Origin of the sequence: Paenibacillus apis (genome assembly GCF_018333295.1) — a bacterium.
GTDB lineage: Bacteria > Bacillota > Bacilli > Paenibacillales > Paenibacillaceae > Fontibacillus > Fontibacillus antibioticophila.
In genome coordinates, this window is record NZ_BORS01000009.1 from 155,491 (window position 1) to 167,907 (window position 12,417).

Below are 12,417 nucleotides of genomic sequence, written 5' to 3' on the forward strand. Positions count from 1 at the left end.
TCTCAACGTGAGCTCTTTCGAATTCGATAAATAGTTCTTTTTGCGTCAGAGATGTGACTATCTTTAATTCATTCTATTTCAGTTCTTACCGCCATAGCCCTTATAAGTAGCGTAGACCTGATTCGCATATTGATCTGCCAGAATAGGACGGCCATAAGAATCTGTAGCTCCCGGATACCAGTTGTCTCCGCCGTTATAGCGCAGTAAGCCGTTATATATGCCGCCGAATCTATTAATCTTCTCCTCCAGGATCAATGCACCCATGCATACCTGGTCTTGTTCACTGCTATGATTATAGGCACGGCCGAATCTTGAGCTGAATTGAGATAAATACGCATTGCGTGTGTTTGGTTCTACCTGCATCAATCCGTCGCCGGCAGATGGACTGCCTGGCAAGCCTGCTCCAAAGCTGCTTTCCTTTTTGATCACAGCACTTAGCAATAGAGCAAAATCCCCGCCCTTACCAAATTTTTTGTCCACATTCATGGCATAGTTCCAGATATGACTAGGAACCTCGGCAGGCTTCGTTACTGAAGAAGACGAACCCGTATAAATCTTGACCGATGACATTTTGTCATTGATTGTATTGCCGACCCAGGAAGAACTTGAAGTAAAGGTCCACTTGGTGCCTCCAAAATGATCATGCTGATAAACTTCTACCGTCCAGCCGCTAGGAACCTTCAGCGAGGACATCCAGTCATTCGGAATTCCTTTTGCATTCAACTGAGACAGTGTATAGTTTCCTATTCCAAGTGTTACTGCTTTACCGCCATAATTTATATCTGCATAAAAGGTTACTCCGTTTGTTGCCGGGGGTGTAGTGGGTGGTGTAGTACCGCCTACGCTTCCCTTCTTCCATAAGGCAGGGGCATTGGACGGCTCCCAACCTACGAGAGAGGTATGTGCCTGAAGACAGGTATACGTGCTTCCACTATAAGTTACGGTGTCATTCACTGCATAAGCAGTATTCGGAGCCCACGCTCCTCTAGCAGCTGCGCTTGCTGACGGTAATGCTGTGAAATAAGCGGATAGAAATACGGCCAAAACTACCAAAAGTGATAAAGCTCTAGAAGGAAAGTTTTTACTCGACATGTTCTCAAACCTCCTTATTTTTGTTTATCTGCAGCCCATCTATAAGACAAACCACAGGTAAAACCGTACTAGAGTTAATTCCACAATTGACGTTTTCTATAAAAATATTACAATTCAAATAATACATTGATATACAAAAAATTCCAATAGGTCACAGGACCTATATAAGTTGAACTATTGAAATTTACGTTTTGAGGGCAACGTGTGAAGTGTGCTTATGATCGCTGTTGTTCGCGGATTTCTCTGATTGAACTAAGATATTATAAGGTAGACATCCACTCACAAAGGCGAACGCTTACGAGCTTATGCTCCCGAAGCAGCTTTCCTGCAGAAAGCTTTCACTACAGCACACTTCACTCTTATGCTCATTTTGTTAGTTTTTTGTTAGCCAAATGGTAGAATAAATGATCTATTTCCCGGCCTTTAAATGTAATAAACTATACTGATACAACAACATAATTCAGGACAATAAATAATAACTGAATGCATTTATTTGTCCCTAACAATCAAGATACAATCTAACTGTAAGCGCTAACAAAAAAATGTTGAGGGGCGATGAAAGAATGAGGAAGAAAAGCATTCTGATGGCATTCATGATGATCTTCGCACTATCCGCCGTATTGGCGGGCTGCGGCGGCGGAAACAGCGGAAACGGAACAACCGCCGATACCGGGAACTCCGAAGGCACGAACACGGCGACCGCAAATTCCGGAAGCGAAGGATCCGGCGAGACAACGCTTAGCGGCAAGGTTACTTTTTTGACCAACCGCACGGACATGATTGGCAAGGAGTACGACGAGTATCTCAAACGGTTCAACGAGAAGTACCCTGACATCAAAATCGAATTCGAAGGCGGTCAGACCGATTACAACCAGCAATTAAAAGTCAGGATGGCGAGCGGGGAGCTGCCCGACCTGATGTTCGTTCCCGACATCCCGAACTCGGATTTGCCGAAATATTTCGCCGAGCTTGACGATATGCCGTTTAGCAGCGCACTGACATTTAAGGACTTCAAGTCTTACGAGGGCAAGCTGTACGGCATTACGACCGGGAACGCCAGCTCGGGGATCGTATATAACAAGCAGGCCTTCGCCGATGCCGGCATCACAGAGACCCCGAAAACCTGGGATGAATTTCTGGCCGCTTGCGAAAAGCTGAAGCAAAACGGCGTTATTCCCCTGTCTTCCAACTTTAAGGACAAGTGGCCGCTGGGCAGCTGGGCATATGATTTGCCGCGCCTGATCGAAAACAACCCTAACTTTCCCAATGAGAAGCTGAACACCGATACTCCATTCACCATGGACAACGGTTACGGCAAATCATTTAGTCTGCTGAAAGAGCTTGCCGACAAAGACTACCTGGAAAAAGACATCAATTCCACCAACTGGGAACAGTCGAAAAAGGATATCGCCAACGGCAAAATGGCGATGTACTACCTGGGCAATTGGGTGATCAATCAGGTCATCGGCGTCGGGGCCGAGGCCGACAATATCGGTTTCTTCCCGCTTCCTTATGACAATTCCGGTCAGACCAGAGCCGGCTTGAGCCCTGACTTCTTCTATGCCGTGAACAAGGACAGCAAGAACCTCGAGGCAACCAAAGCGTTCCTGGCCTGGCTGATCGAGGACTCCGGCTACGAGGACTTCGCAGGCTTTATGTCCCCGCTAGAGGGCCGCGAGTCCAAGCTTCCGCAGCTTGCCGAGTTCCAGGCGCTGGCCGTAGAGCTTCAGGAAGGTGTAGCGGATGATCCGGAGGTCATTCAAATCTCGAACAAGGCGCAAATCGATTTGCCGGCGATCGCACAGGAATTCGTGCTCGCCAAGGATCCGCAGACGGTGTTTGACAAGTGGAATAAGGCCTGGGCCAAAGCAAAGAAGGATCTCGGTTACTAATCCGCACCGGATGAAATGGATTATCGGCCTTCGATAATCCATTTTGCTTTCAACAGCAAGCAGAACCTCCACACATTACAGCGGAAAGAAGGGATTCCCGCCATGTTCGGATCCATGTCGTATTTGAAGCAAAAAAGGATCATCATTTTTACCTTCCTGCTCGTTCCGGTGACCTTGCTTTTATTGTTCACCTACTATCCTGCGTCCAAGCTCGTCTACTTCAGTTTTACTTCGTGGGATGGCTACAGCCCGGAGAAGCCCTGGGTCGGACTGGACAATTACCGGGAGGTATTTTCAAATCCTGATATTTTCGGGGTATTTGCCCATAACTTTGCTTATTTTATCATGGGGCTTGTTCAGAACGTGATTGCTATTTACTTCGCCGTCATTCTGAATACCCGGCTGCGCGGCAAAAACGTATTCCGGCTGCTTCTATTTCTCCCATACATCATGAACGGCGTAGCGGTCGCCTTTATGTTCGGCTATGTCTTCGATACGACACAAGGCTCGTTAAACCTGTTCCTGAATAGCATCGGATTGACCCAACTTAGTGAAACCAGCTGGCTCGGCACGAAGGGACTCGTCAACTACGCTCTGGCCTCCACCGGTCTATGGCGGTTCATGGGCTACAACATGGTGATCTACATCGCATCCCTGCAAGCGATCCCATCGGATATTTACGAGGCCGCCAAAATCGACGGCGCCAACGCCTGGCAGACGTTCTGGCGCATTACTTTGCCGAATATGAAGCCGGTCATCCAGTTGAACCTGTTCCTGACGGTCACCGGCGCGCTCGAAGTCTTCGACCTGCCGTTCGTCCTGACCAAGGGCGGTCCGGCCGGAGCGAGCCAGACCTACGTGCAGCGCGTCGTTGAAACTGCATTTGCCTACAACAACTACGGTCTCGCCTCCGCGATGAGCATCATTTTATTGTTCTTCGTCATCCTTGTCGTCGGAATGCAGCAGTTTGTGCTAAGCAGAGGGGGTAGCAGCAAATGATCCAAACCAAGACGATTGCCAATACATTGAAATATATTACACTGCTGGTCGGGGTTTTTGTTGTCCTGTTCCCGCCTTATGTCGTCATCGTCAACTCCTTCAAAGCGGATGAGGAATTCAATACAGGCAGCACGATGGCTTTACCGGAGAGCTTTTTCAATTTCGATAACTTTAAGGCTGTTTTTGAGCGCGGCGGACTGATAAACGGCTTTGCCAATACGCTGATCATCATTTGCGTCACCCTGGTCTTCAATATCCTGTTCGGCACCATGGTCGCCTATGTGCTGGGCCGATTTGATTTTCGGATGAAAAAAGCGGTGTTCGCCCTCTACCTTTTCGCTACGGTTATTCCGGGGATCACCACCCAGGTCGCCACATTCGGAATTATCAAGTCGCTGGGCCTGTACAATACAATGGGGGCGCCCATCGTTTTATACATCGGTGCGGATGTAATACAAATCATTCTGTATTTACAATTTATTCGCAACATTCCGGTTGATCTCGATGAGAACGCCATGGTCGAGGGGGCCTCCCTGCTTCGAATTTACCGGTCGATCATTTTTCCACTGCTTACGCCGGCGACATCGACCTTGATTATTTTGAAGTCGATCAGCATTTATAACGACATGTATACCCCCTACCTGTATATGCCGAAGCAGGCCCTTGGCGTCGTTACTACGGTGCTCATGCGGTTCCAGAGCCTGAATCTGGCCAACTGGAATCTGATCAGCGCGGCGATCCTGCTCATTTTACTGCCGACCGTCATCCTGTACTTTTTCCTGCAAAAATATATCTTTGAAGGCGTGGCAAGCGGTGCTGTAAAATAGGAGGAAGTTGATTTGAGAGAGTCAGGGGATTTACTTTGAAAAGGCTTTGGACATTTTTCGCCAATTTTTCGATGCAAAAGAAGCTGGTCGTCGTCTTCGTGTTTCTGATCACGCTGCCGATCATCTATGTCAGCTATTCGTCCTACCGGACCAACTCGAATGCGAAGCTGGCGAGCACGACCGAATCAGCCGGCCAGCTGGCGGACAACGCTATGGATAAAGTGGACCGTTACATCGCAGACCTCAAGCGGTATACGATTTTGCCATTATACAACAAGGATGTGCAAAAACTCCTCGATCAGGAAGGAACCGATTGGGACAAAAATTCCACGGTCACAATGTTCCTTTCGTACTTGACGCACATGAAGGAGGAAATCGCTGCAGTTTATATGGTTGACAGGTATGGAATGATTTTTTACAACCATAAGTCGGGCTTAAATGAGCCTTATCCTTATGAGCGGCTGGCCGACTGGAAGGAGCAAACCGCCGTGGCCGGGGTCGCCCCGGTTCTGGTCGGCACCCATCCGATTCGGGTCAACGGCTCCGACGAGCTGCAGGTGTTCAGCATCATGCGCTCCATCCAGTCCATCAGTACGCTGGAGTACATCGGGATGATCGTCATCGACGTCGATGCCCGATTATTCGAGGGAATCGTTCAGCCCTTGAACCATGTGACCCACGGCAATGCCGTCATCGTTGACGAGACCGGCAGGATTGTATACGCCGATGATCCTGCCCGGCTGGGTCAGGACTTAACCGGAAGCGCCCTGCTGGCCGGAGCGACCGGTTCCAGCGGCAGCTTCCGCCTGAAAATCGGCGGGGAATCCTATATTGCCGTTTATTCCGTGTCCTCGCAGACGGGCTGGAAGACAATGGTGACGATTCCGCTGAAGGAATTGCTCGCCCCCATCAAGCAAAGCCGCAATTCCATGTTGGTGATGACCTTGTCCATCCTCGGCGTTGCCCTGGCGGCAGCCATGTTGATCTCCTATGCGCTGACGAAACCGTTGAAACAGACGGTGCAGTTGATGAAGCAGGTGCAACGCGGAAAGCTGGACGTCTGGGTCCATGTCAAATATAACGACGAAATAGGCATGCTGGGCAGCCACTTCAACCGGATGGTTTCCCGCGTCAGGGAGCTGCTCGATGAGGTGGCCGAGACGGAAAAAAGCAAGCAGAAGGCGGATTTTCTGGCGCTGCAAAACCAGATCAACCCGCATTTTATATACAATACGCTGGAATCCATCCGCATGCTGGCCGAGCTGAACGATGACGATCGTGTTGCCGAACTGACCTACCTGCTCGGAATGCTGCTTCGTTACAGCATTACCCGCAGTGATGAAATCGTAACGGTTCAACAGGAGCTGATGCATGTCGAGAACTATTTGCAGCTGCTGCAAATCCGGTTTCCGGGCAAAATCAGCTGCCTGATTCTTGTACCGGAAAGCTTCTACTCCCTGCCGATCATCAAGCTCGTATTTCAACCCATTGTAGAGAACGCTGTCTTTCATGGGCTGGAGAAGCAGCCGGGGCCCGGGATGATTACCATTTCGGCCTGGCGCGAACAGGACGAGATCATCTTTTCCATTCAGGACGACGGTGTCGGAATGAGCGAAGAGCGGCTCGCCGATTTGATTCTTAGTCTGACGGACGGGAAAACGGATAAATTCGGCATCGGGCTTCGTAACGTGAACGAACGTTTGCGGCTTCATTACGGCGACAATTCCAGACTTTCCGTGTACAGCAAATTGGGGGAAGGAACGACGATCATCCTGCGAATTTGAAGGGGGAAACGCAATGCTTCGGATCATAATCGTGGACGATGAAGCTTCGATACGCGAAGGACTGGCAAAAATGATCGGCAAGGAGAGCAGCCGCTTCTTGATTGCCGGCTCCTTCTCCAACGGCCAAGAGGCTCTCGGCTTCATCTCGGCAGAAGAGATTGATCTGGTGATTACCGACATCCGCATGCCGCTGGTCGACGGACTGGAACTGATCAAAGAAGTAAAAATGATCCGCCCTGAGACCAATTGCATTATTATGAGCGGGTTCACTGATTTTGAGTATGCCAGACAGGCCCTCCTTTATGCCGCCGTGGACTATATGCTCAAGCCGATCAACAAAAAGCAGTTGTTCGAACGGCTCTATGCGCTGGATGAGGAGAAAACCGCCAGCCTGAAAAAGGAACAGCAGTACCGTTCCGGGCTGCTCCTCCCTTACCTAAAGACGACTCTCTCTCATTGTTCCCGGCTTCCGGAGCTCGTTCTTCCGCAGCCGTATTTTTCCGTTCTTGCCTTGAAAGCAAACGATATGGATACGCTTCGCTCCGGTGTCCGAAGGTTGCAGCGGCAGGAGCAATGTTGCTTCGACCCGGTCGACGCGGACGATCAAATATTAGCCATGGTCTGCTACTACTCCCATAAACCCGGACCCGAGGATATCGTGCAGTTTGCAGAGCAGCTCCGTCAGTTCCCCCACTCCGGCGGAATCGTCAATATCGGAGCCAGCCCGGGATACGATAACCCTGTCCTGCTTGGCAAGGCCTTTTCGGAAGCGAAAAGAGCCTGCGATCACGGGATATACTGTCACTCATGCTGGAACTTCATTCATTTCATCGAAGCTGCTGATCCTTATCAGGACGCCGCTCTATTGTTCGCGGGTTGCCGGGAAACGCTTGTGCAGGACTTGCAGCTAATAAATATCCCCCAAATCGTCCATGGTCTGGAGGCGTTATTCGAACAATTGCGTGAGAGAAAGGCGGATATGGCGTCCATACTCCACCTATGCAGGCTGATTGATGAGACGGCTTTCGTAGAGCTGCAGGAATGGGGAGAATTATATAGCGAAGGCGCCGCCAAAGCGCTGGAGGCGCAGCTTCTGGCTTGCATGTCCTTCGATGAAATGAAGCGGCTGTTCGTCGGAGAGTTCACTAAGACCCTGGAACACATCCGGTCCGTACGCATGGCGCAGGCGGGGAAGTCCGTCGAGACCGTAAAGCGCTGGATCAAAGCGCATTACGATCAGCCGGCAGAGCTTGGAAGCCTTGCCCGTATGGTCTATCTGACACCCAGCTATCTCAGCAAGCTGTTCAAGCATGAGACCGGCATGACGATTACCGACTATCTAATCGAGGTTCGGATCAAGAAGGCCAAGCTGCTGCTGAAGCACTCTTCCGATATGAAAATTCATGAGATCGGCAGCGAGGTCGGATATCCCGATCCGGCTTATTTCAACAAATTGTTTAAACGGATGGTCGGGATCACTCCCAATGAATACAGACGGAGGGTTCATTAGGGTCAGGTTGCCACCTGGCTAATAAATCGCTATCGGCCCATAAGGGCCGTTAATAATTTCTATTTTCGTCTCAAAAATATCTGTCAATATCTCGGGCTTCATAATCTCTTCTACCGTTCCATAAGCGGCTATTTGACCATCCTTCATAGCACAGATTCGATCGGAATATTTGGCTGCAAAATTTATATCATGCAAAACGGTCAGAATTGTCCTTCCAAATTTATTAGCAGCAAGCCTCAAATGCTCCATCATTTGAACAGAACGCGCAACATCGAGATTGTTCAGAGGCTCGTCCAAAAGCACATATTCCGTTTCTTGGCACAACACCATTGCTACATAGGCCCTTTGTCTTTGACCGCCTGAAAGCTCATCCAAATATCGATTCTCTAGATCAGTCAAGTCTAAAAAATCAATATATTTAGAAATAATAGCCTCATCCTCTTTCGTTAACCTTCCGTTCGAATAAGGAAACCGTCCAAAGCCAGCTAATTGTCTAACCGTAAGTCTCGTTACAAAATGATTTTCCTGCCTCAAAATCGTGATGATTTTAGCCAAGTCCTTTGATTTAGTTGCAGAAACATCCATATTGGCTACCCTGATTTGGCCTTCATCCAAATTCAGAAGTCTTCCAATCATTAGAAGTGTCGTAGACTTTCCAGCACCATTTGGCCCAATTAAAGAAGTAAAACCGGCCTTTGGTATTTCAATATTCAACGGTCCGATGTTTACTTCGTCGTTATATAACTTTCTGGCATTCTCAATCTTTATCATAGAGCCCTCTTCCTTAAAATGACAATTAGGAATATTATTCCGCCAAACAACTCAATAATAACTGAAACCACACCTTGAGCATTGAATATATGATTCATAAAAAAGTAGGCGCTGGTAATTATCAAAAAACCTATAGCAAGAGCCATCGGAAAAATATATCTGTGATCATAGGTGGGCGCCGCTTGATAACTCAAAGTTGCAACTAAAAAACCATAGAAAGTAAGCGGTCCAATCAACGCTGTTGAAATTGACATCAGAATAGACACTAATACAAGCGTATAGATGACGCTGGCTTGGTGATTAACCCCAAAAGACGTAGAGACATCCTTGCCGAGTGATACCACATTTAATTTCCTTGAATTAGCTAGAAGCAATAAGGCGACAATGATGACCATTGGAATTACAATAGGGAAATAATCAGGATCCGAATGATTGACAGAACCAAATAACCTTGCCTGTAAAATATCAAACTCAGACGGCGCAAGAAGTCTTCTCATAAAAGTAGACACCGAATTCAGCCCGGCTCCAATAATAATTCCAATCAAGAGCATAAGCTGCAGATTGCCATACTTGCCGGAAAGCAACCATCCATACAGGATCAAGCTCATCAACACCATAATAGCAACTTGAAATAAAAATGGTCCCGTACCCGTAAAATTTATCAATGCACCCGCACCAAAGAAAAATATGGTACTCGTATGAATTACCGAGTAAAGGGATTCGAACCCTAAAAGCGAAGGGGTTATAATCCGATTATTCGTAATCGATTGAAAGGTAACGGTCGATAGACTCTGACATATTGCAGCAATAATCATGGCAACAATAGCTACCATTCTTCTTCTAACCACGGGGATAAAAGAAGGAGAATCAATTGGGACGGGATTGTTATACACTAAAAGTCCATAAGCAGAAAGAACACCCAAAGCGATAAATGTGATCAACAGAATCCAATACCGCCGTTCTTCTTTCTTAGAACGAAACGCACCAGCTGATCTATTTTTACTAGGGAGACTGGAATCGATGCCGACATTTTCTTTATTTCTATATTCCAATGCGTTCATCTTAGCCTCCTTGGCTTTCTTTGTCTCAATAAAAGAACAATAAATACGGCCGCCCCCACGGTTCCCAGGATTAAAGAGACAGGGACTTCAAAAGGCATTATAATTGTTCGGGAAATAATGTCGCAGACCATTATCGTGCCCATTCCTAATACACATACCCAAGGCAGGTTGCTTCTAAGATCATCTCCCCTGATCATGGAGACAATATTAGGAACGATTAATCCCAAAAATGGTAAATTTCCAATAACAGCTGCAACAATCCCAACGGCAACAGAAATAAGACCCGTACCAATAAGAACGATCCTGTTATAATTTACTCCAAGACTTGTCGCCACATCTTCCCCTAGTCCGGCCAAAGTCAATCTGTTGGCATAAATAAAGATAAGAACGGTAATCAGGATAATTATCCACAAGTATTCATATCTTCCAACTTGAATCGGCGCAAAGGAACCTACGAACCAGGTCTCAATATTTTGTGTCATTTGAAATAGGAGCCCAATAAAAGTAGAAACTGCTGAAATGACCGCACCAAGCATCAACCCAATAATCGGGACGATCAAAGACGAACGAAGTTTAACTCTCCTGAGAAACAAAAAGAAAATCATAGTCCCTATAAACGAAAAAATGATGGCTCCCGTCATTCTCAGAACTAACGTTGGTGCAGGAAAAAATAAATAAACCGCAAGAAGTCCCAGGCCGGCCCATTCAATCGTTCCTGTTGTGGTAGGTTCAACTAGACGATTCTGTGTAATCAGCTGCATTACGAGTCCTGCCATGGACATGGCAGCTCCGGTTAGCATTAGGGCCGCTGTTCGTGGAACGCGAGTGATGAAAAACATTTGTATCCCATCCTCTTGTCCGCGCAGATCATATACTCCGGTAAACAGCGATATAATGCTCAACACAGCAACAGCTACAATCGCCACTATAAAAGGTTTAGTCCATATCTTATTGTGATTATAAAGCCGGGGTTGAGAATCTTTATTCTCAACCCCGGAAATGACATTCTTCGTCACTATGTTATACTCCTTCACACTACTTGGCTAAAGTATTTGCAAGGTTTCCGAATAACTCGATATAGGTTTGGATGGATTCATTTGTATATGTGTCATTTGGTGCATAAACAATCTGTCCCTCAGTAACGGCCGTGACATTTTGAAGAGCCGGTGAATTATTAATTACGTCCTGAGCAGGAACGGCATCCGTTGTTGAAGAGATTGAAGCATCGCGATCCAGTACAAAAATCCAATCCGGATTACTTTGTGCAATAGCTTCAACCGAAACCTCATCCCCTTGATGATCTGAAGAAGAATTGTTAACTTCTAATGCGGATGCCCATCCGAAAATATCATACATAGGTCCCCAGACACGTCCGGAATGAGGTGCTGAAAAACCAATATTCCCGCCAGAAACGATAACACTCATAACCGTATCTGTGCCGTTATATGCAGATTTAGCATCCTCAATCGCTTTTTCAAAATCAGCTATCAATTGTTCAGCCTCTTGATTTTTGTCAAAGATTTTTCCTAAAGTACTTGTCGTATCCTTAAATCCATTTACAAAGTTTTCTCCCGGTGCAGCGGCTTCCTCAGAAACATCAAAGTTAAGATCAATTACTGCTGCATTAGGTACTAATTTTTTGATCTCATCGTAAAAGCCGCCAAATCTTTGGCCGACGATTACAAGCTCAGGGTCTGCCGCGGCTATAATCTCAAGATTCGGCTCACGGTGATTTCCAATATTCTGAACGGAATCATCACTTACATAGGGTGAATCCGCAGGCATAACATCCTTGGGAGCAGCCACTAATTTAATATCCCAATCAGACAAGGTTTCAAATGTTCTGCTATCCAAGGCAACTACATTTTTAGGATTTACAGGCACAGTAACAGTTCCATGAGTATCCGTAATTTCAACCGTTGTTGGAGCTTCATTCGCAGCATTGGCCTGCCCATTATTTTCAGTCTGGTTAGCTCCGTTACCATTACTTGAAGCCGAATTACTAGGAGTTGAATTATTAGAAGCTGAGCAAGCTACCAATGCCATAGCAAAAATCGCTATAATAACAGTTAATTTCAAATTCTTCAATTTCCATCTCTCCCCTTATATAAGCTTTGTTGATCATCAGATTATTGAATTGATAAATCAATATCGATATAAAGTTGAATGAATGAAGTTATGTAGGAAAGGAATAAGTTCGGGATATACTTCCGAGCATACTCCATGCGTTATCTAAGCACGTGTAATCATTAATTCACCTTGTACATTTCGTCATATATTTCGTCGATAATGATTATCATTTTCAATAACTCTATACAAGTATATCAATTTTAAAGAAAGTGTCAACCATTTGGGAGGACGTGCACACAAGGGTGCTTAGGAATTGAAGCAGGCACAAAAACCCGCCGATTGGGCGGGTTTTTGTATTTGGTACAAAGTATCAACATAAAATCAAACATTCTGAATTTTCATATATTCGTC

10 protein-coding genes are annotated in these 12,417 nt (G+C 46.5%); 5 read left to right on the plus strand and 5 right to left on the minus strand.

Going from position 1 to position 12,417, the window contains the following annotated elements; all coding sequences use genetic code 11:
• Positions 1-78: 78 nt before the first annotated feature.
• A complete protein-coding gene (locus KI362_RS14410) occupies positions 79-1,092 on the minus strand; it encodes a carbohydrate-binding protein (protein ID WP_301627995.1) in 1,014 nt (337 codons plus the stop codon).
• 563 nt (positions 1,093-1,655) lie between these two features.
• On the opposite strand from KI362_RS14410, the gene KI362_RS14415 reads away from it, so the two are divergent.
• From KI362_RS14415 to KI362_RS14435, 5 genes are all read left to right on the plus strand, one after another.
• On the plus strand, positions 1,656-2,984 hold the full coding sequence (locus tag KI362_RS14415; protein WP_301627997.1) for an ABC transporter substrate-binding protein: 1,329 nt from the start codon (positions 1,656-1,658) through the stop codon (positions 2,982-2,984).
• A 102-nt stretch (positions 2,985-3,086) separates the two neighbouring features.
• Complete coding sequence (locus KI362_RS14420) at positions 3,087-3,983, plus strand: carbohydrate ABC transporter permease (RefSeq protein ID WP_044479701.1); 897 nt, start codon at positions 3,087-3,089, stop codon at positions 3,981-3,983.
• Entirely contained in the window at positions 3,980-4,810 is an 831-nt protein-coding gene (locus KI362_RS14425) for a carbohydrate ABC transporter permease (RefSeq protein ID WP_301627999.1), read from the plus strand. Before KI362_RS14420 ends, KI362_RS14425 begins: the two co-directional genes overlap by 4 nt.
• Before the next feature lie 71 nt (positions 4,811-4,881).
• Positions 4,882-6,594 (plus strand): cache domain-containing sensor histidine kinase, encoded by a 1,713-nt coding sequence (locus KI362_RS14430; protein ID WP_301628001.1) that lies wholly within the window; start codon positions 4,882-4,884, stop codon positions 6,592-6,594.
• A gap of 13 nt (positions 6,595-6,607) precedes the next feature.
• Entirely contained in the window at positions 6,608-8,104 is a 1,497-nt protein-coding gene (locus tag KI362_RS14435; RefSeq protein WP_301628002.1) for a response regulator, read from the plus strand.
• An 18-nt stretch (positions 8,105-8,122) separates the two neighbouring features.
• Here the strand turns inward: KI362_RS14435 and KI362_RS14440 are convergent, their stop codons facing one another.
• Genes KI362_RS14440 through KI362_RS14455 form a run of 4 tightly spaced genes read right to left on the minus strand, consistent with a single transcriptional unit; the run spans position 8,123 to position 12,024 of the window.
• Positions 8,123-8,875: an iron ABC transporter ATP-binding protein gene (locus tag KI362_RS14440; protein WP_301628004.1), complete on the minus strand. Its 753-nt coding sequence runs from the start codon at positions 8,873-8,875 to the stop codon at positions 8,123-8,125.
• The gene (locus tag KI362_RS14445) at positions 8,872-9,936 is read right to left on the minus strand and encodes an iron chelate uptake ABC transporter family permease subunit (protein WP_301628006.1); all 1,065 of its coding nucleotides are present in this window, start codon (positions 9,934-9,936) and stop codon (positions 8,872-8,874) included. Before KI362_RS14445 ends, KI362_RS14440 begins: the two co-directional genes overlap by 4 nt.
• Positions 9,933-10,952: an ABC transporter permease gene (locus tag KI362_RS14450; RefSeq protein WP_301628008.1), complete on the minus strand. Its 1,020-nt coding sequence runs from the start codon at positions 10,950-10,952 to the stop codon at positions 9,933-9,935. Before KI362_RS14450 ends, KI362_RS14445 begins: the two co-directional genes overlap by 4 nt.
• A 19-nt stretch (positions 10,953-10,971) precedes the next feature.
• Positions 10,972-12,024, minus strand: a complete 1,053-nt coding sequence (locus KI362_RS14455; RefSeq protein WP_445376006.1) for a siderophore ABC transporter substrate-binding protein — start codon at positions 12,022-12,024, stop codon at positions 10,972-10,974.
• Between the last annotated feature and the right edge of the window lie 393 nt (positions 12,025-12,417).

Coding starts and splice junctions, on each gene's coding strand:
- KI362_RS14435 (WP_301628002.1), top strand. CDS start 6,608: ATGCTTCGGATCATAATCGTGGACGATGAAGCTTCGATACGCGAAGGA.
- KI362_RS14420 (WP_044479701.1), top strand. CDS start 3,087: ATGTTCGGATCCATGTCGTATTTGAAGCAAAAAAGGATCATCATTTTT.
- KI362_RS14425 (WP_301627999.1), top strand. CDS start 3,980: ATGATCCAAACCAAGACGATTGCCAATACATTGAAATATATTACACTG.
- KI362_RS14440 (WP_301628004.1), bottom strand. CDS start 8,875: ATGATAAAGATTGAGAATGCCAGAAAGTTATATAACGACGAAGTAAAC.
- KI362_RS14410 (WP_301627995.1), bottom strand. CDS start 1,092: ATGTCGAGTAAAAACTTTCCTTCTAGAGCTTTATCACTTTTGGTAGTT.
- KI362_RS14415 (WP_301627997.1), top strand. CDS start 1,656: ATGAGGAAGAAAAGCATTCTGATGGCATTCATGATGATCTTCGCACTA.
- KI362_RS14430 (WP_301628001.1), top strand. CDS start 4,882: ATGCAAAAGAAGCTGGTCGTCGTCTTCGTGTTTCTGATCACGCTGCCG.
- KI362_RS14445 (WP_301628006.1), bottom strand. CDS start 9,936: ATGAACGCATTGGAATATAGAAATAAAGAAAATGTCGGCATCGATTCC.